General features: G+C 43.8%; 28 protein-coding genes. 22 read left to right on the forward strand and 6 right to left on the reverse strand.

The annotated features are described in order from the left end of the window. The first annotated feature begins 255 nt into the window (after positions 1-255). A complete protein-coding gene (locus AZ46_RS20875; protein ID WP_029282403.1) occupies positions 256-819 on the forward strand; it encodes a cysteine hydrolase family protein in 564 nt (187 codons plus the stop codon). Positions 820-921: 102 nt separating this feature from the next. On the opposite strand, the gene AZ46_RS00880 is transcribed toward AZ46_RS20875, so the two are convergent. Next, complete coding sequence (locus tag AZ46_RS00880) at positions 922-1,689, reverse strand: SurA N-terminal domain-containing protein (RefSeq protein WP_029282401.1); 768 nt, start codon at positions 1,687-1,689, stop codon at positions 922-924. A 202-nt stretch (positions 1,690-1,891) separates the two neighbouring features. Between AZ46_RS00880 and AZ46_RS00885 the strand changes: the two genes are divergently transcribed. From AZ46_RS00885 to AZ46_RS00905, 5 genes are all read left to right on the forward strand, one after another. Further along, positions 1,892-2,260, forward strand: coding sequence for a VOC family protein (locus AZ46_RS00885; RefSeq protein WP_029282399.1), 369 nt, complete (start codon positions 1,892-1,894; stop codon positions 2,258-2,260). A 3-nt stretch (positions 2,261-2,263) separates the two neighbouring features. Then, positions 2,264-2,773 (forward strand): acyl-CoA thioesterase, encoded by a 510-nt coding sequence (locus AZ46_RS00890; protein ID WP_029282397.1) that lies wholly within the window; start codon positions 2,264-2,266, stop codon positions 2,771-2,773. Between the two features lie 10 nt (positions 2,774-2,783). Then, positions 2,784-3,326 carry a GNAT family N-acetyltransferase gene (locus AZ46_RS00895; protein WP_029282395.1) on the forward strand — a complete coding sequence of 181 codons (543 nt, stop codon included), beginning with the start codon at positions 2,784-2,786 and terminating at the stop codon, positions 3,324-3,326. A 145-nt stretch (positions 3,327-3,471) separates the two neighbouring features. Then, positions 3,472-3,939, forward strand: a complete 468-nt coding sequence (locus tag AZ46_RS00900; RefSeq protein ID WP_029282394.1) for a MarR family winged helix-turn-helix transcriptional regulator — start codon at positions 3,472-3,474, stop codon at positions 3,937-3,939. Further along, complete coding sequence (locus AZ46_RS00905; RefSeq protein ID WP_029282392.1) at positions 3,936-7,067, forward strand: MMPL family transporter; 3,132 nt, start codon at positions 3,936-3,938, stop codon at positions 7,065-7,067. Before AZ46_RS00900 ends, AZ46_RS00905 begins: the two co-directional genes overlap by 4 nt. Before the next feature lie 56 nt (positions 7,068-7,123). Here AZ46_RS00905 and AZ46_RS00910 read toward each other — a convergent pair whose 3' ends face one another. Then, positions 7,124-7,465, reverse strand: a complete 342-nt coding sequence (locus tag AZ46_RS00910) for a YflT domain-containing protein (RefSeq protein WP_029282390.1) — start codon at positions 7,463-7,465, stop codon at positions 7,124-7,126. Positions 7,466-7,633: 168 nt separating this feature from the next. Here AZ46_RS00910 and AZ46_RS00915 point away from each other — a divergent pair, with 168 nt between their 5' ends. From AZ46_RS00915 to AZ46_RS00940, 6 genes are all read left to right on the forward strand, one after another. After that, a complete protein-coding gene (locus tag AZ46_RS00915; RefSeq protein ID WP_029282388.1) occupies positions 7,634-8,350 on the forward strand; it encodes a YebC/PmpR family DNA-binding transcriptional regulator in 717 nt (238 codons plus the stop codon). 144 nt (positions 8,351-8,494) lie between these two features. Next, the gene (locus tag AZ46_RS00920) at positions 8,495-9,844 is read left to right on the forward strand and encodes a hypothetical protein (RefSeq protein ID WP_029282387.1); all 1,350 of its coding nucleotides are present in this window, start codon (positions 8,495-8,497) and stop codon (positions 9,842-9,844) included. An 84-nt stretch (positions 9,845-9,928) separates the two neighbouring features. Beyond that, entirely contained in the window at positions 9,929-10,891 is a 963-nt protein-coding gene (locus AZ46_RS00925) for a class F sortase (protein WP_029282385.1), read from the forward strand. A 184-nt stretch (positions 10,892-11,075) separates the two neighbouring features. After that, on the forward strand, positions 11,076-11,399 hold the full coding sequence (locus AZ46_RS00930) for a DUF6054 family protein (protein WP_029282383.1): 324 nt from the start codon (positions 11,076-11,078) through the stop codon (positions 11,397-11,399). 73 nt (positions 11,400-11,472) lie between these two features. Next, positions 11,473-12,936 carry a phospholipase D family protein gene (locus tag AZ46_RS00935; RefSeq protein ID WP_051865058.1) on the forward strand — a complete coding sequence of 488 codons (1,464 nt, stop codon included), beginning with the start codon at positions 11,473-11,475 and terminating at the stop codon, positions 12,934-12,936. Next, on the forward strand, positions 12,936-13,139 hold the full coding sequence (locus AZ46_RS00940; protein ID WP_029282379.1) for a hypothetical protein: 204 nt from the start codon (positions 12,936-12,938) through the stop codon (positions 13,137-13,139). The genes AZ46_RS00935 and AZ46_RS00940 overlap by 1 nt, the downstream gene beginning before the upstream one ends. Positions 13,140-13,310: 171 nt before the next feature. Here the strand turns inward: AZ46_RS00940 and AZ46_RS00945 are convergent, their stop codons facing one another. Continuing rightward, positions 13,311-13,577: a YiaA/YiaB family inner membrane protein gene (locus tag AZ46_RS00945; protein WP_029282377.1), complete on the reverse strand. Its 267-nt coding sequence runs from the start codon at positions 13,575-13,577 to the stop codon at positions 13,311-13,313. A 120-nt stretch (positions 13,578-13,697) separates the two neighbouring features. Continuing rightward, positions 13,698-14,090, reverse strand: coding sequence for a DUF948 domain-containing protein (locus tag AZ46_RS00950; RefSeq protein WP_051826979.1), 393 nt, complete (start codon positions 14,088-14,090; stop codon positions 13,698-13,700). Positions 14,091-14,444: 354 nt separating this feature from the next. On the opposite strand from AZ46_RS00950, the gene AZ46_RS21670 reads away from it, so the two are divergent. The 4 genes from AZ46_RS21670 (at position 14,445) to AZ46_RS00965 (ending at position 16,471) form a co-directional block, all read left to right on the forward strand. Beyond that, positions 14,445-14,579 carry an FbpB family small basic protein gene (locus tag AZ46_RS21670; protein ID WP_087946291.1) on the forward strand — a complete coding sequence of 45 codons (135 nt, stop codon included), beginning with the start codon at positions 14,445-14,447 and terminating at the stop codon, positions 14,577-14,579. 11 nt (positions 14,580-14,590) lie between these two features. After that, positions 14,591-14,986, forward strand: coding sequence for a sporulation protein (locus AZ46_RS00955; RefSeq protein WP_029282373.1), 396 nt, complete (start codon positions 14,591-14,593; stop codon positions 14,984-14,986). A 3-nt stretch (positions 14,987-14,989) separates the two neighbouring features. Then, positions 14,990-15,763 (forward strand): TerC family protein, encoded by a 774-nt coding sequence (locus AZ46_RS00960; RefSeq protein ID WP_029282371.1) that lies wholly within the window; start codon positions 14,990-14,992, stop codon positions 15,761-15,763. A 123-nt stretch (positions 15,764-15,886) separates the two neighbouring features. After that, positions 15,887-16,471, forward strand: coding sequence for a YdcF family protein (locus tag AZ46_RS00965; RefSeq protein ID WP_407656349.1), 585 nt, complete (start codon positions 15,887-15,889; stop codon positions 16,469-16,471). Here the strand turns inward: AZ46_RS00965 and AZ46_RS00970 are convergent. Further along, a complete protein-coding gene (locus AZ46_RS00970; protein ID WP_029282367.1) occupies positions 16,456-16,659 on the reverse strand; it encodes a hypothetical protein in 204 nt (67 codons plus the stop codon). The two genes, AZ46_RS00965 and AZ46_RS00970, sit on opposite strands and share 16 nt — an antisense overlap. Before the next feature lie 177 nt (positions 16,660-16,836). On the opposite strand from AZ46_RS00970, the gene AZ46_RS00975 reads away from it, so the two are divergent. The 6 genes from AZ46_RS00975 (at position 16,837) to AZ46_RS01000 (ending at position 23,028) form a co-directional block, all read left to right on the forward strand. Continuing rightward, positions 16,837-17,688 carry a DUF1206 domain-containing protein gene (locus AZ46_RS00975; protein ID WP_029282365.1) on the forward strand — a complete coding sequence of 284 codons (852 nt, stop codon included), beginning with the start codon at positions 16,837-16,839 and terminating at the stop codon, positions 17,686-17,688. Between the two features lie 159 nt (positions 17,689-17,847). Next, positions 17,848-18,582: a ring-infected erythrocyte surface antigen domain-containing protein gene (locus tag AZ46_RS00980; protein ID WP_029282363.1), complete on the forward strand. Its 735-nt coding sequence runs from the start codon at positions 17,848-17,850 to the stop codon at positions 18,580-18,582. Positions 18,583-18,666: 84 nt separating this feature from the next. Then, positions 18,667-20,178, forward strand: coding sequence for a spore germination protein (locus AZ46_RS00985; protein WP_029282361.1), 1,512 nt, complete (start codon positions 18,667-18,669; stop codon positions 20,176-20,178). Positions 20,179-20,190: 12 nt separating this feature from the next. Further along, entirely contained in the window at positions 20,191-21,285 is a 1,095-nt protein-coding gene (locus tag AZ46_RS00990) for a GerAB/ArcD/ProY family transporter (RefSeq protein WP_029282359.1), read from the forward strand. Then, entirely contained in the window at positions 21,282-22,352 is a 1,071-nt protein-coding gene (locus AZ46_RS00995; RefSeq protein WP_029282357.1) for a Ger(x)C family spore germination protein, read from the forward strand. The genes AZ46_RS00990 and AZ46_RS00995 overlap by 4 nt, the downstream gene beginning before the upstream one ends. A gap of 58 nt (positions 22,353-22,410) precedes the next feature. Continuing rightward, the gene (locus tag AZ46_RS01000; RefSeq protein WP_029282355.1) at positions 22,411-23,028 is read left to right on the forward strand and encodes a spore coat protein; all 618 of its coding nucleotides are present in this window, start codon (positions 22,411-22,413) and stop codon (positions 23,026-23,028) included. Positions 23,029-23,539: 511 nt separating this feature from the next. Here AZ46_RS01000 and AZ46_RS01005 read toward each other — a convergent pair. Next, a complete protein-coding gene (locus AZ46_RS01005; protein ID WP_029282354.1) occupies positions 23,540-24,679 on the reverse strand; it encodes a zinc-dependent alcohol dehydrogenase in 1,140 nt (379 codons plus the stop codon). Positions 24,680-24,773: the final 94 nt, after the last annotated feature.

Consider the following 24,773-nt stretch of genomic DNA (forward strand, 5'->3'; position numbering starts at 1 on the left):
GAAATCTCAGAGTTGATGGCACTTATCCAGCAGAAAGGAACCCCCAAGCAGAGAAATCTCAGAGTTGATGGCACTTATCCGGCATAATAGAACCCTCAAGTGGAGAAATCCGAGAGTTGATGGCACTTATCCGGCAGAATGGAACCCTCAAGCGGAGAGAACTCAGAATTGATGGCACTTATCCGGCATAATAGAACCCTCAAGCGGGGAGATTTCAGAGTTGATGACACTAATCAAACAAGGGAGAGCGAATAAATGGATACAGCTATACTTGTACTTGATATTCAAAAGGGCTTTATCAGCCAAAAAGCTCGAATGCCCGCAGCAGCACATCAAATAGAACCGATGCTGGAGAATGTAAATGACATTGTGAAGAAAGCTGATCATAAAAAAATACCTGTAGTTTATATTGGCAATGAATATGAACCAAGACAATTCATGGCCAATTTTTTAACGAAAAAATCAGCATTAAAAGGGAGCGAGGGTGCTGAGCTGGATGAGAGGCTTCTGAGGGTGAATGATTGTTATTTTTCAAAAAGCAAATCAAGTGCATTAAGCAATCCGGAGCTTGTTTCCTATTTAACGGCTAACAGAGTTAAACACTTAGTGATTGTTGGTTTATTTGCAGAAGCCTGTGTGGCTGCAACTGCACTCGATGCCATCCGCAGGCGATTCACTGCAGCAGTTGTAAAAGATGCAATAGCAAGCATGAGTGATGCAAGGAAAGAGAAGTCTTTAAAGTACATGCATTCAAAAGGGGCTGCAATCATTGATTCCTCTCAGTTATTCAAGAATACCTTCATGGAAAACTTGGGATAGTTCTTTAAAGTTTCTGTCAATCAAATCGTACCGGGCGAACTGGTCCTCAGACTGTATAACTATAAAACAACCCCCGCTGATAGATCAGCGGGGGTCTTTACATTAAATCTTTAGATCAATCTTTGCATTTTTCTTAAGTTCTTCCACTTTTTGAGCCAGAAGCTCCTGTTGTTTTTGCTGTTTGAGCGATTGCTCGATTTGCGGTTTTACTTCCTCAAGCTTAGGTACTTCCTGTTTTGCTGCTTTTCCTTGCTCTGCGTACTGGTCATACGTTTTTTGGATCTCTTCATCAGAGATTTCACCTGCAGGCACTTCTTTTTCGATATATTGTCTGAATTTAATGTCATCGGCAATCTGCGACTCAAGAGTTTTCATGTCCATGCCTGATTTTTTGAGTGCTGCTTCAAATTCTTTTTCTGTTTTGAATTGTTTTTTCGTTTCATCAAGCTGTTTTTTTACGTCTTCATCAGATGCTTTGTAGCCTTTTTTGTCGGCTTCCTGCATAAGAAGGGTTTGTCCTACCAAGCTGTCAAGCGTCTGCTTTTTCACTTGTTCGGCAGCTTCCTTGGACGTTGGATCCTGGCCCATTTGCTGCATTTGTCCTTGAGTTGCCTGAAGGACGCTGTTGTAGTCTTTTCCAAGAATCTTTTCATCATTAACGAGAGCGACCGTCTTCTTTTCATCCACTTGCTGTTTTTCTAATTTTTTCTGCATTTCTTCCATTTGCTTTTGCTGTTCCTTCTGCTGATCGGTTTCGGCTGTTTTTGCTTTATTTTCCGTTTTAGCCTCTTTGCTTTCTTCGTTGCCTCCGCATGCGGCTAAAACAACGGCCATCAGACCTGTTATGAGTGAAAACATTATTTTTTTCATCATCGATCTCCTTCCTTTAAGCTAGAAGTATAATTTTTTCTAAAAAAAATCATCTAGTGCGCATTATAAAGGAAATGAATTGAAAAAGAAACCTTATGGGGCAGTTGTAACGAGATGTAATAAGATTGAAACCTTTTTTACGGGCAATATGATGCCGGAAGATATGTTAGAATATGGGTATTGAAAAGGGGGAATCAATCATATGGGAAAAGTGGTCGGTTTTGAATTAAGCAGCCAACATCCGGAAAAAGCGGCAGCATTTTATGAAGCGGTATTCGGATGGGAATCAGGGGAACCGGTTTGGGACTATAGAGAAGTAAAGACTGGACAGGTTGCAGCTGAAATTACCGGGGGAATCAGCAAAGGACCGGAGGATTTTCCTCATGGAACTAGAATCCAGATAGAAGTAGATTCTATTGATCAGACACTTGCCGCTGCAAAAAGGAATGGAGCTGTTATCGTCAGAGAGAAAATGGAATTTGACGATTTTTATCTTGCTTATGCAACAGACCCTGCAGGTATTGGGTTTGGTCTGATTGAAAGAAAGAATTCTTTACATAAAGGAGATTGACCAATGGCTAAACTGCCTCCAAAACCATGCTCAGAATCACGCGTTTTTCAAACAAACCGCGTGCTGCCTCCTGATACAAATAATCATCAGACCCTGTTTGGAGGAAAGCTGATGGCCTATATCGATGTTGTCGCATCCATTTCAGCATCCAAGCACTGCAGAACAGAATGCGTCACTGCCTCAATGGATTCGGTTGATTTCCTGCACCCGATCCGTCCGGCAGATGCGGTCCATCTTGAATCATTTGTGACATTCACTGGAAGGTCGTCAATGGAAGTGTTTGTAAAAGTAACAGCAGAGGATTTAAAAAGCGGGAAATCAAAGGTCGCAGCAACAAGCTTCATCACGTTCGTCTCACTTGACGAAAATGGCCGGCCAAAAGAAGTTCCTGCTGTCTTTCCGGAATCTGATGAGGAAAAATACTTATTTGCAACAGGTGATGAGCGCTCGCAGATCAGAAAATCAAGAAGAAAAGCAAGCATTGCCTTCTCTGAACAAATTAAACAATATTGAGGAATCATTCATGTCTATTCTATACAGAAGACTTCTTGCAGAAGAGGTAAAACCAGGCATGCTCGACCATTTTGTCAGGGATCAGAAAACAGTTCGGGTATGGTATGCGGAAAATGGCCAGTTCAGGGAAAAGGAAGATTCTTTTACCGATGATTGGGACCGTGAAAAGAAGAATGAAGTCATTCAATCCCTCAGGCAATGCATGCGGGCTGGAGGAACTGTCATTGGCGCCTTCCTGGGAGAGCACCTGATAGGTTTTGCCGCGGTTGAAGGAAAGAAGTTCTGGAGAAGCCTGCACTATCTTGAACTGTCATACATTCATGTCTCAAAAGATACGCGGGGGAGAGGGACAGGTCTTGAGCTTTTTAAACTTGCCTGCACAAATGCCAAACAAATGGGTGCTGAAAAACTGTACATTGGCGCACATCCATCCGTGGAAACACAGCATTTTTACCGGAAAGCGGGCTGCGTCCCTGCTAAAGAAATTAATGGGGAGATTTACAGCCGCGAGCCGCTGGATCTCCAGCTTGAAGTGTCACTTGATCCTTTTTAAGGATCTTTTTTTGTTTGAATTCTTAACAGAATCTTCATTGACTTTTTCACTACTGCGCCATATAGTTAAATACGTTAAAAGTTAAATTGTTGAACTATTAATTTTTTGATAGTTGGCGCACAAGACACCAAAGGAGGTATTGAGCATGTCATGCAGCAAAATTACGGAGCTTGTTGACCGGTACATAGCGGTTTCCTATTCTGTGACGAATAACGCGGAAACGCTTGTAAAAGAACAAATCGGCAGTGATCTGACAAATGATCAGCACTATATGCTGAGATATATGAGTCAGGCAAAGACCTGCACATCGACTGAACTGGCAGCTGCTTTTAATGTGAAAAAAAGTGCCATAACGGCCATCATTACACGTCTTCATGAAAAGGGACTGATTGAACGCGACCGGGATGAAAATGACCGCCGAGTGGTTTACTTAACCCTGTCTGATAAGGGGCATGAGCTGTTTGAAAAAGCGGAAAACCGCATACATACGCTCGTGGAATCATTTATTAATAAATTTGATCCCGAAGAAATCACGCAGTTTATTGAAACCTATGAAAAGCTGAACAGACTTCTGCTTGAAAACAAAGAACATCATACGGGGGAATCTGAGTGAATACGATTATTAAACAAAAATGGCTTGTCCTGATTCTTTGGATTGCTGTGGTTGCCGGACTGCTGTTTACAGCTCCGAACATGGCGGACCTGGTCCGGGAGAAGGGCCAGATTGATGTTCCGGAGGGCTATTCCTCTTCCTATGCATCTGAAATTCTTGATGAGGTGCAAAAAGAAGAAGGCGGGGAAGATTCAAGTTCGGTGGCTCTTGTCTTTTACAGTGAGAAAAAGCTGACGAAATCAGAGATTTCCGAAGCTGAAAAGGCAATCCGCACGCTTGAAATGGAAGAAGATAAACTCGGTATAACCGAAATTCTCACCCATTTTAACGAAGAAAGCCTCAAAGAACAGCTTGTCTCAAAAGACGGCAAAGCCATTCTTGCATCTGTCAACGTTGCATGGAACGACCGCGAACCGGAAGAAGTGAGAGATGCTCTCTATGAAGCAATCAGCGATGTGAACGTTGATTATGACTACACCGGCAACTGGATGATCAATGAAGATTTGATCAAGAGCTCTGAAGAAGGGTTGAAAAAGACAGAGGGCATCACGGTGATCTTTATACTCGCAGTGCTACTTCTCGTCTTCAGATCGATCATCGCGCCTATTATCCCGCTTCTTGCGGTAGGCTTTACGTATCTTGCTTCACAGTCTATCGTTTCGTTTTTAGTAGATTCATTGGATTTTCCTATTTCTAATTACACACAAATTTTCCTTGTAGCCGTTCTCTTTGGAATCGGAACAGACTACTGTATTTTGATTCTGAGCAGGTTTAAAGAAGAACTTGCCACAAGTGAGACGGTGACTGATGCCATTGTGGCTACGTATAAAAATGCCGGTCGGACGGTCTTTTTCAGCGGCGTTGCCGTCATGATCGGCTTTGCTGCCATCGGATTTTCACAGTTTAAACTCTACCAGTCTGCATCGGCGGTTGCAGTCGGTGTGGCTGTGCTGCTTATCGCGTTATTTACGATCGTGCCGTTTTTCATGGCCGTGCTTGGCGGGAAGATTTTCTGGCCGTCCAAAAGCAAAGCAGAACACGGGGAAAGCAGACTTTGGAGCATCCTCGGCAGATTCTCGCTTGCCCGCCCGCTGCTCTCCCTGCTAATCGTTGCAGCGATTTGCGTGCCGTTTTTGGCCGTTTATGACGGCGAACTGTCATTTGATTCTCTGGAAGAAATCAGCGGGGATGTATCCTCGATCAAGGCATTTAATGCCATCGCTGACAGCTTCGGCCCGGGTGAATCAATGCCCACACAGATCGTGATGCAAAATGACGAGGAAATGGATTCAGCAGAATATGCAGCATTGGCCGAAAAAATCAGTCAGGAGGTCGAAAAAGTCGACCTTGTTGATAATGTCCGGTCTGTTACCCGCCCAGCGGGAGAGCCGATTGAAGATTTCTTTGTAGCCAAACAGGCGGAAAACCTGAGTGATGGACTTGGCGACGGCAAAGAAGGAATTGATGAAATCAGCAAAGGATTAAACGAAGCCGGCAGTGAACTGTCAAAATCACAGCCGCAGCTGAATGACGCAACAGAAGGAATTAACGGATTGATCTCGGGAACGTCTGAACTCCAGTCGGGCATTAATGAGGTTCAGTCAAATCTCGTAAAAATTGAAGACGGTATCCGCCAAGGCAGTGCCGGCTCGGCGCAAATCAAAGATGGGCTTTTGAAAACGAAGTCAGAGCTGGAAAAGCTTTCGGCAGGGTATGATTCGCTGTTGAAAGGGTACAATGAAGCTGGCACAGGGATAGGAACACTGTTAGCAGAATACGCTAAAATTGAAAATGGACTTGCGGCTGTAAACAGTGCCGTGGCTCAGATTCAGCCTGAAGATTTTGCTGATTTAGAAGGTAAATATCTTGGAATAAAAGATGAACCTCAATACAAGGAGATAAAAGGGGGCGCTCTTACTGCAGCAGATGCACTTCCTGATCTTTCTGCAGGTGTTGCAGAGCTTAACAAAGGTTTAGCTGGTGCATCAGCAGGAATATCCAAGGCAAACACAGGCTTCACCCAGGCAAACAACGGCCTTGCCCAGTTCCCGGGGGGTATCGATGCTCTTATAAAAGGAATCGATCAGCAGCTTGCAGGACTCAATCAGCTTGCTGACGGGCAGGGGCAAATTGCCGGAAACATGCCGAAGCTTGCAAACGGTCTTGGAGAAGTCAATTCCGGTCAAAAGCAGCTGCTTGACGGGTTTGGTGATCTTGGCGGCCAGCTGGGTCAGCTGACGGACGGCTTAAATCAGAGTGCCGACGGGCTTAACCAAGTATCAGACGGAATCGGCTCTGCTCAGGATTACTTGACCGGCCTTTCAAAGTCCTCGGACCAAAATGGTTTCTATCTCCCTGAGGAGGTTCTTGACAGCAAGGAATTTGCACAGGCGCTTGACGCCTATATGTCTGAGGACAGGAAAACGATGACGCTTGATGTGGTGTTTGAAGCAAGCCCGTATTCCAATGAAGCGATTGAACAAGTACCGGAGATTAAAGAGGCTGTAAGCCGTGCTGTAAAAGATACAAAGCTTGAGAATGCAGATGTGGCGGTAGGCGGCATTACAAGCACGAACGCAGATTTGAGTGCTGTTTCTGCACAGGATTACTCGCGTACAGTTATTCTGATGCTTGTGGGAATCTCTATTATTCTCATCTTTATGTTCCGCTCTCTGATTATGCCAATCTACATTATTGGCTCACTCGTGTTAGCCTACTTTACATCCATGGCGATCAACGAAGTGATTTTTGTAGACATTCTTCAGTACACAGGCATAAGCTGGGCAGTTCCGTTTTTTGGATTTGTTATTCTTGTTGCGCTTGGCGTCGACTACAGTATTTTCCTGATGGACCGTTTCAATGAATACCGCGATCTGTCAGTCGGCGAAGCAATGCTGATGTCTATGAAAAAGATGGGGACAGTTATCATTTCAGCAGCCGTTATACTAGGGGGCACGTTCGCCGCAATGATGCCTTCCGGAATGCTTTCTCTGCTGCAGATTGCCTCCATCATTTTAATCGGTTTGTTCTTATACGCATTAGTGATCCTGCCGCTGTTTATACCGGTTATGGTTAAAACATTCGGATCAGCGAACTGGTGGCCGTTTAAGAGAGTGTCGAACGAATAACAACAGACGCAAAAAAGCTCCGGCTGTTATGCCGGAGCTTTTAATGTATTTAAATATTAGAATGTCACTTCATCCTGATTTCTTACCACAAGAAGCGTCTTTCCTTTATCAAGTTCTTCTTCAAGCTTTTCGGCCATTTCAGTATCAAACCCGATTTCTTCCATTTTCACGACGAGTTTGTCATCTTTGCTTCTGAACACATTTTTGATGGCCGTTCCGACTCCGGTAACACCTACGCCGATTTTATTGGCGTCTGTTTCTTTGCGGTCGCGTCTGACGTGATCATTGTCGTGTGAGAGTATGTAAATATCCTCGTCCCTGATGCCGTCATGGCGCAATCTGTCAATCGATTCCTTCAGCTGTTCATCATCGTGAAAAACTTTGAATTTCGGTTTCATCTTTATCGCCTCCATGGTAAAAAGGTACCCGCTCTATGAAAGATTGAAACAAGGAAACAAGTACTCGAAAAAAACGGGAGGAATTTGCTATAATAGATTGAATGTCAATCATACACGTGCTTGTTTAAACAGGCATTTTTATAAGAATGGAAAGAGAGTGAAAAAAATATGGGCCGTAAATGGAACAATATTAAAGAGAAAAAGGCGTCTAAAGATGCAAATACAAGCCGGATTTATGCTAAGTTCGGCAGGGAAATCTATGTAGCAGCAAAACAGGGGGAGCCGAATCCTGAGTCCAATCAGGCGCTCCGTATGGTTCTTGAACGTGCAAAAACATACAGCGTCCCAAAAAACATCGTTGACCGTGCGATTGAAAAAGCAAAAGGCGGCTCTGAGGAAAGCTATGATGATCTGCGCTATGAAGGATTTGGACCAAACGGCTCCATGGTGATTGTCGACGCATTGACAAACAACGTTAACCGCACAGCGTCCGATGTTCGTGCTGCATTCGGCAAAAATGGCGGCAACATGGGAGTGAACGGTTCTGTCGCGTACATGTTTGATGCAACGGCTGTTATCGGTATTGAAGGCAAGAACGAAGAGGATGTTCTTGAACTTTTGATGGAAGCAGACCTTGATGTGCGGGATATTCTTGAAGAAGAAGATTCTGTGATTGTCTATGCTGAACCCGAGCAATTTCATGCCGTTCAGGAAGCATTTAAAAATGCCGGCATTAAAGAATTTACAGTAGCTGAACTTACGATGCTTGCTCAAAATGATGTTGAGCTCCCTGAAGATGCACAGGCACAATTTGAAAAAATGATTGATGCGCTTGAAGATTTAGAGGATGTTCAGCAGGTATACCACAACGTGGACCTGGGATAATAGATGAAAACAGGCGGAAAATCCGTCTGTTTTTTTATACCCAGAAAAAAAATGAATAAAAAAGTGATCCATTTAAAAAATCCTGTCGTTTCCTGTACAAGAAGTTCAAAACGAACTTTAAAAAACGACAGGGAGCGTGTAATCATGAAAATCAGAAAATTGTTAGCACCTGCACTTGGCTTATCCTTACTTGTACCAGCTTTCGGAACGACCGTCCAGGCAGAGGAAATGAAGCCGACAGTCAACACACCTGCAGCGCAGCTCAGAGCAGACCTTGACTACCTATTGTCAGAGCATTTTGTTTTAGCGGTAACAGCCATGACAAAATCCTATGATGGAGCAAAAGATGCAGAGGCAGCAAACAAAGCTCTAGATCAGAACGCAGCTGACATGACTCCTGCCATTGCTTCAGTATACGGGGAAGAAGGGGCAGCTGAATTCGAGCGAATCTTCCGGGAACATAATAATTACACGGCCGATCTTGTAAATGCGGCAAAAGGAAATGACGAAAATGCCCGTGCAGAAGCAGAAAAAGAAGTCGCGGCATTTGTTGAAGAATTTTCAACCTTCCTTGGAACTGCAACAGAAGGAAAGCTTCCTAAAGAAGCAGCTGAAGAGGCAGTGAAAGTTCACGAAGCCCAGGTGCTTGAAGTTTTTGATAACTACGTAGAAGGCGACTACAAGGAAGCAAATGAAACATTCCGAGAAGGATATAAGCATATGTATGTGATCAGTGACGCATTAGCGGGAGCCATCACGACTCAAATGCCTGAAAAATTCGAAAATACAAAATCCGATACACCTGCAGCTGACCTTCGTTCTGCTTTAAACAGCCTTGCAGCCGAACACTTTGCACTGGCAGCAACAGGCATGCAAAAAGGATTTGACCAAACAGAAGATTATGACTTTGTCAGCTGGTCAGAAGATGCCAACACAGCAGACTTTAAAGCGGCCATCGGCTCTGTATATGGAGAAGAGGGTGCGGCACAGTTTGAAAAAGTATGGCAGGGCAACCACATCAATGCACAAGCTGAAATCGTAGCAGCTACGCTTGAAGGCGATGATACGAAAATTTCGGAAGCAAAAGCAAAGCTTGATCAATTTGCAATGGACTTCGGCACATTCCTTGGTGCTGCAACAGCTGAAAATCTTCCGGCCAAAGATGCACAGGCAGCAATTAAACAGCACGAAGCCCTTGTCACACAAACGTTTGACCAGTATGTTGCCGGCGACTACGATGCAGCTTACCAGTCATTCCGCGAAGGGTACAAGTTCATGTTTGGGGTAGGACAGAATCTGGGTAATGCCATCGTGACGCAAATGCCTGATAAGTTTGAAGCTTCAGCTATGCCTGGTGACATGCCTAAAACAGGTATGGGAGGAACAAGCGAATCTCTTCCGGTATCAGCGATGACATTTGCTGGATTGGGTTCACTTCTTGCCTTGACAGCTGTTGTTCTTTTCAGAAGAAAAGCGGCTAACCAGCAGCAATAATGAATGCTTTGGAGTGAAGAGGGGGATAACCTCTCTTCTTTCTCCATATTTACGACAGAGTTCCTAAAAGAGGTGTATGAAATCATGAAAAAAATTATCTTCCTTATCAGCAGCAGCATCATCTGCTTTATCCTCGCAGGCTACAGTTACGGCCTTTTTCCAAGTGCATCTTCCACTCCATCAAATCCCTCACAAAAAAATGAGCAGAAAGAAAAACCTGCCGCTGATTCAGCATCCTCTGAGTCAGAAAAGGCAGAATTCACCTTACTGAAAGCAGAAGTGAAAAAGCTGGTTGAAGCACAAAAAAGAGAAGCAGCACAGATGAAGGGCATTACACCGTCAACTATTGAAATTCCGGCCATCGGAGTGAAGGCAAACATTGAGCAGGTCGGGATACTTGAAAACGGGCAAATGGGCGTGCCGGAAGAGATCAATAACGTCGGATGGTTTGAGCCGGGGGTAAAGCCCGGAGGCAAAGGCAGTGCCGTTCTTGCTGGGCATGTGGACAGCAAAACCGGACCGGCCATCTTTTTCGATTTAAAAAAACTGAAGCAGGGAGACGAAATAATAGTAAAGGACCAGGACGGAACAGCTTTAACCTTTACAGTGAAAAAACAAGAGAGCTACGGGAGGACTTCCGCTCCTATTGAAGACATCTTTCAGACCTCAGAAGGACAGTATTTGAATCTGATTACCTGCAGCGGAACGTTTAACCGTGAAGAAGGAACTCACGAGGAAAGACTTGTTGTGTTCGCAGAGCTGAAGACGGAAAAAGAAATTGAAAAAGAAGAGCCGCCGCAAGCTCCTGAGAATGTTAAAGTAACAGGAACCTTCGTAACCTGGCATGCAGTGCGCAAAGAGACGGTTGTCGGATACCGGATTTACAGAGGAGATAAAGACGGAGGCTTCAAGCAGGTAGGCAGCATATCCGTGCACGAAAGAAAGAGCTTTACTGATAACGAGGCAGAGAAGTATGCCTATTATATAACGGCAGTTGATGCTTTCGGACAGGAATCAGAGCCATCTGAAATTGCAGGTGCTAAATAACGTGTATCATGCCGGCCGTGCCATAGGCCGGTTTTTTATTATGACTGTGAAGCTTCAAAGGATATGCCTGTCTAAATGAGGGGCTGATGGAGACTGCAGGATGCAGAATTATGAACGGCCTGAAACTTTTTCAATCTTCAAACGTATTATCAATGAGACGGCACGAAAGAAAGGAGCCGGGAGAATGAAAGAATTCCGCACCTCGATTCCCCCATATGAAAGTGCATCTATCCTTTTAAAAGAAATTGACAAAGATGATGTCAAACACCAGGAATATCATGATATTGGAGAAGGAAAGCAAATGTGTGTCCTTGTATTTGAACGTTATTACTTCCGCACAAGCGGAAATGCATCTTTAACAGTCATCATGGAGAATATGAACGGAATAACCAATGTAAGATGCATTTCCTCAGGCAGTGCTGAGCAGATGGTATTCAAGTTTGATCTCGGAGCAGGAAAGAATTTTGCGGCCTGGGCTGAACGCGTCCTTTCAGAATATCTTATCTGACAGGAAGGAAAATGGTCCCTGTTTAAAGAAAAACAGATACTGCAGCCAGTATAGGCAAAGGAGTGCCCTTTTGATGAGTCGACCAGTTATCAATGAAAAGACCCAGATTGTAAAAAGAAAAAGAACAATGATTCTTTTGGCCGTGGTGTTTCTTTTTTTGCTGTCATCAGGCGCGGCAGTTTACCACCACACAAAGCCGCTTCCGGAAGGCATTTCCCATGAAGGGGAGATTTATGCCGGCGAGGTGGATTTTTTGTACGACCTGACCTATGAAAAAGGGGAGAACATCAAGCATGATCAGGTGATCTTTGACCAAGTCGGCAAAATGATTGATGAGGCAGATGACTTTATCATGATGGATATGTTCTTGTTTAACGATGAATACGATCGCTCTGCAAGCTATCCAGCCCTGTCCCGAAGCCTTAAAGACGCTTTAATAGAAAAGAAACAGAAGGATAAAGAAGTAAGGATAACGGTGATCACCGACCGCATTAATACCTTTTATGGATCATACCCCTCTCAGATCGCAGAAGAGCTGAAAGAAAACGGCATTGAAGTTGTCTTTACGAATTTATTGCCCCTCAGAGACTCGAATCCCTTTTTCTCCGGGGGCCACAGGGCGTTTTTGCAGTGGTTTGGAACCGGAGGAAGCGGCTGGATTCCGAATGCCTTCAGTCCCGATTCTCCTGATGTAACACTCAGATCTTATTTGGACTTATTAAACTTTAAGGCAAACCACAGGAAGGTCGTTGTAACGGAAAAAGAAGGAATTGTCACGTCCGCCAATCCTCACGACGGAAGCGCGCTTCACTCGAATATCGCCTTTGTCGTAAAGGGAGGGATTTTAAGGGAACTGGTACAAACGGAAAAATCAGTGGCTTCCCTGTCTGGAGCGGATGTGAAAATGAATGAAAGCACAGTTGTGTTTGAGCAGCCGGAGTCGGGCAATTATGATGTTCAGCTGCTGACGGAAGGTAAAATTAAGAAGCATTTAGTAAATGAAATGAAGCAGACTGGAACAGGCGAGAAGATTAAAGTAGGGGCGTTTTATTTATCTGACCGCGATATCATTAAGGAGCTACTGGCAGCCTCAGAAAGAGGAGCAGAGGTGAGACTGATACTTGATGCAAACAAAGACGCCTTTGGCCGGGAGAAGAACGGTGTTCCAAACAGGCCTGCTGCACATGAGCTGGTATCAAAATCAAACGGAAACATTCAGGTGCGGTGGTATAAAACAAACGGTGAACAGTATCATACGAAGCTGATGTTTTTTGAGGGTGAGGAAGAGGATACGGTCATTGGCGGATCAGCCAACTTTACAAAACGCAATCTTGGAGATTTTAACCTTGAGACAGACCTGAAAATTACCGGCCCTTCCAATACTGGAATGATGGCTGAAATGGAAGCGTACTTCGATGAGCTCTGGTCAAATCAGTCAGGAACATACACAGAGGATTACAAGGTATTTGCGGATGATTCCCTCTTTTTGACATTCATGTACCGCTTTCAGGAATGGAGCGGGATCTCAAGTTTTTGATGGGAAACGGCAGCGCAGTGCTGCCGTTTTTTAATGCATTTATAAAAGAGCTTTGGACAAAACGTCTTTATACAATAAATCAGGTTTTAATAGAAAATCTGGAAAAATGGCGCCACAACTGCGCCTCCGATTCTGGTAAAAGTGGCGGCACTAAGCGGCATGACGCCAGCAAGTTGGGATTCATTTTTAGCACTTTAACATAAAAAAACCGGACTAACTATAACCCTAGTCCGGTTTTTGCAAAGTTGCCACCGTCCAGCTGCAGCGCCTAAATCCTCCGTCAGAACAAATCAGAGGGAAAAGTCAAGTTCGGACTTTTCCCTCTGATTCTTTTCTGCCTGTCGGATCTGAGCAAGGCGCTTCCGCTTTTGTTCTTATGAATCCATCGATTTCCCCAGACTCTGCTTGCGCTCCTGCTCAGCAATCAATTCATCGTCTTCGGCATTGTCGCGTGTAACTTTCTGCGTTAGAATCGCTCCAACGGCAACGAGCATCATGACAGCGATGTAGTAGCCTTTTTCATTCAGCTGAAGGTTGTCGGCATTGTACAGTCCGATACAAAACAGCGCGACTCCTGCAAAGAATGTAAAGTAAGCAAGGAATGTAAAGGCCGGTGTATTTCTTCTTCGGTATTTTTGCATGGCAGATCGCCTCCTTTTAATAGGTAATATGGCAGTAATGACTCTGATATCATACCATAATTTCCCTAAAGTGAAACGTGTTATTTGTCATATTTACAGTTTCATTGTGAGGCGGTGAACTTATTTTACATTTATATTGAGAGGTCCTTTAATCCGCACAGGGGGTTCATTGACCGAAATCTCTGTCCGCTGCTGTCGTTTGGCTCCGAAAACAGCTCCTACCTGCTTGATGGAGGATGTGACGTTGTGGAGCATTTCACCTACGTCATGGGCAGATTCAAGGAGCGGATCGACATTGCGGATTTTGCCTTTGACATCTGATGTTAGCTGGTTGGCTGTATGAATCAGCTGCTCGGCTTCTTCTGACAGTCCGTTTACTGCGTTTCTGACTTCTGCAAGCGTCTTGTTGGTTTCATCCAGCGTAACCATCCCTTTTTTTAACGTTCCAATCAGATGGACAGCAAGGCAGATAAACGCACCTGATGCGCCCGCAACACTTAATTTGATTAACATGTTTTCCCTCCTTTTTATATCAATCTATGTTTTCTTTTTTGCGGAAATGCCTTTAACGGACAACCGCCTAATTATTAAAAAATTTAGATTAGTTGTTGACATCATAGCCGCTTTCTTATAAAATAGCAGTATACAAATCGAATAAATGAACCTCCTAAAGGGGAGTAGCTTTTACAATAGAGTCGTCACTTCGAAGCAGAGATGCTTCCGGCCCTATTGGCAACCATGACGTTGTTAGCAAGACCTTTACCTATTACCGGTAAAGGTCTTTATTGTTTTCAGAACAAAAAACCTTTGCCGAATGCAGGCAAAGGTTTTTTTATTCGAAATTTCCTGAATGAGGTGTGAGAGCGAATGAAAAAGATTCGATGGTCCATTGAAAAATTAACCCGTGAAAACAAAGAGGAGCTGCTGAAAGATAAAAACAAGCTTGAACTAATAGAGCAGCGCATTGATGACAAGCACACGAAAAAAATAGGAATGAAATAGGAGGAATGAAGATGATTCTAAGAAAATATATGTCTATTCTAGGTATTGGTTCTGCTCAAATTGATTTAATCCTCAACAAGGAAGAGTTCAGTCCCGGTGAGTGCGTGAAAGGATACTTTTTAATAAAAGGCGGTGTGATTGAGCAGCAGCTTAAGCGGATTGACTGTGATTTGGTTGCGGCAGATCTGTCTGCAGGAAGTGAGGGTGTTCTTGAAACGGCCAATATTTTAACATCAAAGCAAATACAGGCTGATGAACAGAACCGGATTGATTTCGTGTTCCGGCTTCCTTTAAACCTTACGGAGTCAAACGAGGAGAGGTCATACTTCTTTAATACCAGGCTGGTTTTTGATGAAGGTGTCATCAGCAAAGATCAAGACTTTATCACAGTAGTAAAGGGGGACTAACAGATGGAATTAACATTGCTGATGGAATACGGATGGGTATTGCTGCTTTTGATTGCGATTGAAGGACTGCTTGCTGCAGATAACGCGCTTGTGCTTGCCATTATGGTCAAACACCTGCCGGAAGAACAGCGGAAAAAGGCTCTATTCTATGGACTCGCAGGTGCCTTTGTTTTCAGGTTCGGATCCTTGTTTGCAATCTCCTTCCTGGTGGACGTCTGGCAGGTTCAGGCAATTGGGGCTCTTTACTTGCTGTTTATTGCTGCAAATCATATCTTAAGAAAACTTGTTTTTAAAAAGCAGGAGAAAGAAGAAGATCCAAATAAGAAAAAATCAGGATTCTGGGCGACTGTACTGAAGATCGAGCTTGCGGATATTGCATTTGCGGTAGATTCTATTTTGGCTGCTGTGGCACTCGCCGTCACGCTTCCAAATACGAACCTGCCTCCAATCGGAGGTCTTGATGGCGGAAAGTTCCTCGTCATCTTTGCAGGGGGAATTATTGGCCTTGTCATTATGAGGTTTGCGGCAAACTTCTTTGTCGACTTGCTTCATAAACGTCCTGGCCTTGAAATTGCAGCATTCGGAATTGTCGGATGGGTTGGAGTAAAGCTTTCCATCTACACCCTGTCGCATCCTGAACTCGCTGTGCTGCCTGAAGGATTTGCAAAATCCCTGGAGTGGAAAATCACATTCTATGTTGTACTCGTCGGAATTGCAGCAGCGGGATGGTTCTTGTCGAAAGAGAAAAAAGAAGAACATTCTGAAGTCAGTCAATAGGTTTGAGAAGCATCCATTTCATTATGGATGTTTTTTTGCGTTTTTTTTAGAATTCCTTTACCTTTTTCCAAAATTTATCATGTATAGTTAAGGTAGATGACACATGAGAAACGGATGATTATAATGAAAAAATTAATCAAGTACAGTTTGATCGGCTTGCTTCTTTCAGGATTAATCTACACGGCATTTCTCCATTACAGCATTCATACAGCAGCCTCCGGGCAGCCGGAAGATGGAGCGGATTACATCATTATCCTAGGTGCTAAAGTAAATGGCACGGTGCCTTCTCTCGCTCTGCAGTACCGGGCGGATGCAGCAGCTGAGTATATGAAGAGAAATCCGGAGACAATTGCCGTCGCATCGGGCGGTCAAGGACCGGGGGAAGAGATCACGGAAGCTGAGGCGATCAGCAGGATCTTGCGCGGGCATGGTATTGATGAAAAAAGAATTATAAAAGAATCTGCTTCAACGAGCACAATTGAGAACCTGTCTCTTTCAAAAAAAGTACTGCCTGGAAACGCCAAACAGGGACTGATTGCCACAAATGACTTTCATATTTACCGCTCATTGCTTGCAGCAGAGCAGCTTGGCCTAGATGTGGAGGGACTGCCGGCAAAGACTCCGGGTGTCGCCGTTTTGAAATCTTTTTCAAGAGAGTACTTAGCGATAACAAATTACTATGTAAGAGGACGCTATGAGGCAAAATAAAAAGAACCATCTTTTCCGCCGTCCCGGGAATGGTTCTTATGTTTTTCTCTATAAAGCTGTTCTTTTTTCGTTTTCGTCCGTTTCGTGCTCAAATCCTGAAGGGCAAATGGACTTCTGCTGCTTTCGGGATTCCGGTTTCCTTCGCGGATCATTTTGAGGCGCTGTTTTTTTGCTTTTGATAAACCCATTTCATTCACACTCCTGTATTTATTTCTATCAGTATACGCGGAATCAAGTCATTTTGTACAGATGAAGAGACCACTTTTGTTTCGTTGATATGTATTTTTTTCCAGAAGGTTTCTTTTCGCTTGCCAATGGGAAATGTATAGTCAGATAACAACGACTAAAGTGAGGGAGAGATAGATATGGAGTATTCTGCAAAGGTGGAAGCCAAGGCAAAGGCGAATGATGCAGGTGAAGAAACAAAGCCCTGGATCAGGCGGTTCGGACGGTTTGGCTATATGGCAAAAGGACTTGTCTATTTTCTGATTGGCGTTCTTGCGCTGCTTGCTGCTCTTGGACTGGGAGGAAAGATGACCGGAACGAGCGGTATGTTTGAAACCGTCGCAGGAAAGCCATTCGGTGAGATTTTGCTGTGGGTGATCGGCATCGGACTTATTGGTTATGTCTTATGGGAACTCATAAAAGCTTTTCTTGATCCTGAAAGAAAAGGAAAGAAGACAAAAGGCATCCTGGTGAGAACAGGCTATGCCGTCAGTGCAGTCATCTATGGAGCTATAGCTTATAAAGCAATAACGATTGCTATGCACGCAAGCTCAGGCGGGGGCGGATCTGAAAAAACAATCTCTGCAAAGCTGCTCCAGCAGCCCTTTGGCCAGTGGATGATTGGCCTGATAGGCGCCATCATTATCGGATATGGACTGTATGAACTCTATAACGGCTATACCGAGCGTTTCATGAATAAGTTCAGAGTAAGCGAAATGAATGAGCATGAACGCAAGGTTGCCAGAAAATCAGGGAAATCAGGCTTAATTGCAAGGGGAATCGTGCTTGCTATGATTGGCTATTTCTTTATTCAAACGGCCATTACAGCAAACCCGGAGCAATCTAAAGGAATTGACGGCGCTTTGGCTGAGCTTGCCTCTAAACCTTACGGCGGGTGGTTGCTGGGCCTTGCCGCTGCAGGCCTGATGCTTTACGGCATTTACGAAATGATTCGCGGCCGCTATGAGCATATGAGTTTTGGCGGGAAATAAAGCAATCATTTCTAGGGAACATGATTCATGTACAGGAAACCATCTGCTAAGCGGGTGGTTTTTTTTTGCAGTGACAGTTTACTGTCTATGGCCGCTTGGGATAAACACACAGTCACTCCTGCCTCAGCCTGCATAGGTTATGATAAGGGAGTGATACAGGTGTCTAAAAAATCAAATCGGAAATTGAGGGACAGAGTAAGGGTTGTTTTTTTGAATGAAAACGAAGAGGCTGCAGAATTCGGATTGGAGAGCGTAGTGGAAGCTGCAAATGAAGCAGTTGAGGATACGCTTGAAAAAGTGGCGGAAACAATTGAGGATGTACTTGAAGAAGTGGCGGAAACAGTATGGGATACAGTTGAAGAAGTAGCGGAAACCGTTGCAGGTACGATTGAAGCAGTCGCAGAAAAAAAAGAACAAACAGCAAAAATGCGTCCGATTATCAAAAAAGTCGTGAAGAAAGTAAAGCCGCCTATTGCTTTCGGTTCACTGTACAATGCTGATATTGGCGGTTTTGCTGTTCCGGGGGTAAAACTGAATTTCACCTCTGAGGGACCGGAATATAAAACGAGATCCAGTATTTCAGATGATACGATTAGAATCAAAAAAGACGGCGTTTATGAAATCATTTTCTTAACCGATGTCATGACTTTAAATGGAGAAGCGGATTTTGGGATCTTCAGAAATAATACTCTTATCAATGAAGCTAAATTTTCGGTTAAATCAGGTGATCTGCTGCAGACAACGGTAGGCAAAGTTGTACAGCTTGAGCTTGAAAAAGGGGATGAAATTTCTGTTCGAACGATCTTCACTAATACACCGGACACAGGGTATGATTTCCCTGACATCCGTTATATGAATTCTTCCCTCACCGTCAAACTTCTTATGAAGGATTAACTATCATATTTTTCCTGAAACAAGGCACCTTAAGAATGTCTTGTTTTTTTTATGTTTCCTAAAAAAGCGGGAGGAGGCCAGCACATGTTCACTTTTTTCAAAAAGAAACCGCCGCAAAGATCGTCTGATGACCAAAAGCAGGACAGCAGCATGGAAGGCCTGCTGAAAAAGTGCAAGCTTTCTTCAGATTTCACCTCGTACCGCTATTCAGAGGAATGTCCTTATTATATTCATTACTATAAGACGCTTGTTGATGGAAAAGTGCTGCATGATCACGTTCTTCCACATATTATCGAAGGGGAAAAAGGCGCAACATTGTTTGATTTGCAAAAAACGGTTCCAATTGATGATTCAGAGATTATTAAAGATGCCGAAGATGCACAAGGCAAGCTGTTGGCTGGAAATATCGGCATTCAGTGTACATCGAACATGAATGAAATTCTTTTAATCCCTGCCATTACACTTGAGAAAAGGGCAGTCAGTCTGCCTGAAGTGGAATACAGTGTTGTCGGTCCGAAAGAAGCGTTTGTAGAATCGCTTGATGCCAATTTGAATCTCATACGAAAACGGCTTCCGATCCCCGAATTAATTGCTGAAGAAATCAAAGTAGGAAGACTTTCAAAAACGAGAGTGGCTGTTCTTTACATAAAAGATATTGCAGATGATACAAATGTTCAGACTATCATCCAGAGAATCAGTGATATCGACTACGATAATGTCCTGGACAGTTCAGTAATTGCCCAGATTATTGCAGATAACCATCATTCTGTTTTTCCGCAAATGATCGATACGGAAAGGCCGGATCGGGTGGCTGGTGTTCTTACAGAGGGGAAAATTACGATACTTGTTGACGGATCACCGCATGCGCTGACAGGCCCGACAACGCTGATAGAATTTTTCTCGGCATTCGAGGATTATTTCTTATCTTATCCGATTGCTTCAGTCTTCAGGCTAGTGCGTCTGTTTGCCGTTTTTTTCTCGGTTATTTCAACAGCTATGTATGTAGGCGTACTGACGTATCACTATGAAATGATTCCACAGAATCTGCTGAATCCTCTTGTTGCTTCAAGAAGCGGTGTGCCGTTTCCACCCATTTGGGAAGCGATTATTCTGGAACTGACCATTGAGCTGCTGAGGGAAGCGGGAGCAAGACTGCCGACGAAAATCGGCCAGACCATCGGTATCGTAGGCGGGATTGTTATTGGTACAGCAGCTGTTCAGGCAGGCCTGACGAGCAATGTGCTGCTTATTATTGTAGCCCTTGCAGCGCTTGCCTCCTTTACCACTCCCGTATATCAAATGGGCAACGTCATCCGTTTGATCAGGTTTCCATTCATCTTTTCTGCTCAGCTGTTTGGCCTGATGGGGATCGCTTTTTGCTTTGCCTATTTCCTTGGCCACCTGCTGAAGCTTTCTTCTCTCGGCAGACCGTACTTGGCACCCGTTTATCCTCTGAGAATGAAGGATTTGAAAGATTCCCTCTTCAGGCTGCCGATTTATATGCAGACTACAAGGCCGATGCAGATGAGAACAGCTTCACCTGTGCGGTTTGAAACGAAAAAACATAAGCAAAAAAAGCCTGACATTGAAGAATAAGGAGGTGCTGTGATGTTTCCGCTGCCGAAAGAGGATAAAAAAGTCTCAAACTATTTTGTGTTTTATTTAATTCATGCCATGCAAGTAGGGGTTGGGATATTAGGCTTTGAACGGTACATTGCAAAGTCAGCGGGTCACAGCTCCTGGCTTGCAATTATCTTGTCGGGTGTCACAATTCTCGCACTCATCTGGATTTCCTATCAGATTCTGAACAGGGGGAGAAATGATCTGACCGCCATCCATCATGACCTCTTCGGTAAATGGATTGGAGGACTGTTCAGCCTCTATTTTGTTGCCTATTATACGATGTTTGTCATTGTGCTGATCCGGACATATGTGGAGGTTATTCAAGTCTGGGTGTTTCCGGATGTTTACCACTGGGTGTTTGCCGGAATTATTGTATTGATTGCCTATTCGTACGTAACAGGAGGCTTCCGTATTGTAACAGGCATTGCCTTTCTCGGAGTAATTTATGGATTGCCTTTGCTTTTTGTGAAATATTTCCCGATTCGGGAATCATACTGGGGGAGCCTGCTGCCTGTCATTGATTTATCGTTTAAGGAACTCCTGAGCGCCACGAAAACGATGACACTGAATTTCCTTGGTTTTGAGGTCCTATTTATGTTTTACCCCTTCTTAAAAGATCCTCCAAAGTCTCAGAAATGGGCCCATTTTGGTGTCCTGTTCAGTATATTAATTTATCTAATCACAGCCCTGGTATCTTTCGCTTATTTTGATCAAGATCAGCTTAAAACAACGATTTGGGCTACATTGACTCTATGGAAAATTGTCGATTTGACCGTCATTGAACGTTTTGAATATATTGGAATTTCCGTTTGGTTCTTTATTGTTCTTCCAAATATCTGCATTGGACTCTGGAGTGCGAGCAGAGGAATGAACCGTGTACTGCCTTTCATCAAACAAAGAACGGCCCTGTTTTTCATTTGCGCGGCAGTGTTTGCTGCCTCCTATTTCCTGAAGGACAGAGGCCAGATCGACTGGCTGAATAACAAGATGTCACAGATTGGATTTTACACGATATATGGATACATACCGCTCCTTTTTATTCTGCAGTTGATCATCATGAAAGTGAGGAAGCAAATTTGAATGCATTAAAAGCGGCAGGACTTGTTTTTCTCATAGTGATTACCGGAGGCTGCGTGCCTGCTTCAAAAGTGCTCGAGGATGTACAGCTTATTCAGGCGGTTGGATACGATTATATAGGAGAAGATGAATTCCAGGTAACAGACGGTGCAACCTATACACCGCCTGGAATTCAGTCTAAACCAGAAAATGTTGTGCTCACAGCTGTAGGAAAAACGAGCAAGAGCATCAGGCAGAAAATCCAGGCTCAGTCTCCAAGGCCGGTTGAAGTGGGCCGGGTGGGAATCATTATTTTTGATCAGGAAATAGCGAAATACGGAATTGGTCCAATCGTTGATAACCTCCAGCGGGATCCGAATATCGGGAGAGACATCAGCCTTTGTGTTTCTGAAGGGAAAGCCTTTGAAATTCTTTCTTCCGATATTCAGCAGGAAGAATCTGTGTCTCAATATGTGACAGACATTGTATCTCAAAACATGGACCGTACCATTCCAAGCATGAACCTGCATCATTTCCTTTTTCAATACAGGGGAGATGGCTTCGATCCGTTCCTTCCGTTAATAAAAAATAAAAATCAGGCAGTCGAAGTAATTGGAGTAGCCCTTTTAAAAGATGATAAGCTCGCAGGCACACTGGATCTTCAAGAAAGCTACATGATGAAAGTCCTTTATGAAAAAGCGAATAAAGGTATTATCGAAGTGGATTCGAAAAAAAAAAACCCGGTCAGCATTCAAAATCTCTCCTCAAAAGCTAAGTTTCATCCGCGAAAAGAGCTGACTGGATTCACGATGTCTGTATCAGTCAAAATAGATGGGCGGGTAATGGAAGCCGGAGGGCTTGATTTAACAAAACAGCCAAACATAAAAAAACTTGAAAAGAAAACAGAAAAAATGCTCGAGGAGGAAGTGCTTTCACTGCTGAAAAAACTTCAGGAGCTCGATGTCGATCCTCTTGGTATTAAAGAACAGTTTCGCCAGGAGGGATACAAAGACTGGAAAAAAATTGGGCAAAACGTCCAATTTGACGTGCGTGCAGATGTAAGGCTGATCCAGGCTGGGATCATGGAATAAGTGAATAGAATCTGTTTCCTGATAGAGAATAGAAAGGTAAAAAAAAGGAGGATGAAATATGACTCAGCAAATAAATGGAGATCCAAACGAAAATATGCAGACAGGGATGGTAACGCCGCAGCATAATCATGGCGGACATGAAATGTTTGATGTATCAGAAATATTGTCGGGAGCGGTGAATGCTTTAAATCTTTATGCCCTTTTAAAACCGCATGTTAAAGAACCGGAATTGCTTGATTTGATGAACAGGCAGGAGCAATTTATGATGACGGAATATAACACGATTGTAGAATGCTTTCAGACGGGAGTTAAGCCTTCTGTTTCGACACAAGTCTATAACATGAAACAGGGCAATGACTTTTTTTACGGCCTGAAACAAACTCCCCCAGTGAAGCCAATCGGGATGCCGGGTGAAATTACGGATCAGGTAATTACAAGTTTAATGCTGAATATGGTGAAATCAAATGCTTCCCTTAAAGGAATGGCGACTACAGAGGTAACCAATCCGACAGTCAGGCGTGTATTGGCAGACACAATTCCAAACTGTATAGAGATGGCCTATGAGATTTCCATTTATCAGAATAAGCACCACTATTACCAGGTGCCGCAGCTTCCGGAAGGGGACATGCAGCAAATGGTAAATGCGTATGCTCCTGTTCAGATGAAACAGCATTAAAAAAGGATGTAGGCATAGATTGTTTAGAACCATTAAGGGGCAAGAAGAGGATGCTTGAGGGAACTTATCGGCTTTATAGTAACCATCAAAGGACGGAAGTAGCAAGCTTGAAGGTACTTATCGCCTTGATTAGAACCACCAAGGAAAGTAAGAAGCGTGCTTGGGGGTATTTATCGGCTTTATTAGAACCATAAAGGAAAGGCAGAAGCATGCTTGAGGGAACTTATCGGCTTGATTAGAACCATCAAGGAAAGGCAGAAGCATGCTTGAGGGTACTTATCGGCTAAATTAGAACCACCAAGGAAGCGAAGAAGCATGCTTGGGGGTATTTATCGGCTTGATTAAAACCATCAAGAAAAGGCAGAAGCATGCTTGAGGGAACTTATCGGCTTGATTAGAACCATCAGGCAACCGAAAAAACCTGATTGAAAGTACCTGTTCGTTAAAAACTCAATCGCACAATAAAAGGGTGAATGTGACCGTGCTCACATTCACCCTTTTTGCTGTATGCTTAAGGCTTCAATACAACCTTCACACACTCATCTTCATGATCATTAAAGATTTTATAAGCTTCACTTGCTTTGCTTAAAGGCACTTTGTGTGAAACAATTTCGGTCGGATCGAGCTTTCCTGAGGCAATCATATCAAAAAGCATTGGCATGTAATGGATAACCGGTGCCTGTCCCATTTTTAGATTGATGTTTCGTTCAAAGATATTTCCCAGGGGGAACATGTTGTATTTTGAACCATAAACTCCGGTAAGTTGAATAGTTCCGAATTTTCTGACGGAATTCATGGCAATTTCAAACGGGCTTAACGTTCCTCCCTGAAGCTTCAGCTTTTGGCCGATTTCTTCAAGGGCTGATTTTTTGCCGTCCATTCCGACACAGTCAATCACAGCATCTGCGCCTCCGCTTGTCAGTTCTTTTATGTGGGAGCCCGTGTCTTTAAAATCATCAAAATTAAGTATTTCAACATTGTTCATTCGTTTTGCCTTCTCAAGCCTGTACGGCAGATTATCTACAGCAATAACCCGTTTGGCGCCTTTCATCCAGGCAAACTTCTGTGCCATTAGTCCAACCGGGCCGCATCCGAGGACAACAACCGTATCGTCAGCTTTCACGCCGGCATTTTCAATGCTCCAGTAGGCTGTAGGAAGGACATCAGACATAAATAGGAGAGCTTCATCCTCAAGTTCAACCGATTCAGGAATAACAAACGGCATAAAATTTCCGAAAGGAACTCTCAAATACTCCGCCTGACCTCCGGGATGATTGCCATAACGTTCGGTAAATCCAAAATACCCGCCTGTATCAATTTCAGGATTTCCATTTGAATTGTCACACTGGCTCTCGAGATCATGTTTACAGTAGTAGCATTCTCCGCAGGAAATGTTAAATGGGATAACCACGCGGTCACCCTTTTTAACTTTTGTTACTTCGGGTCCGACCTCTTCGACAATTCCCATCGGCTCATGCCCGACCACATAGTCTTTCTCAGCAGGCAGTGCGCCTTGGTAGATATGCAGATCGGAGCCGCAGATGGCAGTCGATGTAATGCGGACAATGATATCATCATTTTTCTGAAGCACCGCATCCGGGACCTCTTTCACTTCCATGTCTTTTGCACCCTGAAACGTCACAGCTTTCATCATTACAGCCTCCCAAATAGTGATAGTGGTGTTATACCCTTCTTTCCTCTAAATAATGGACTTATTGGAAAAATGAGACTTTGGTAGGGGGCGC

This window comes from Metabacillus indicus LMG 22858 (genome assembly GCF_000708755.2).
Lineage (GTDB): Bacteria > Bacillota > Bacilli > Bacillales > Bacillaceae > Bacillus_P > Bacillus_P indicus.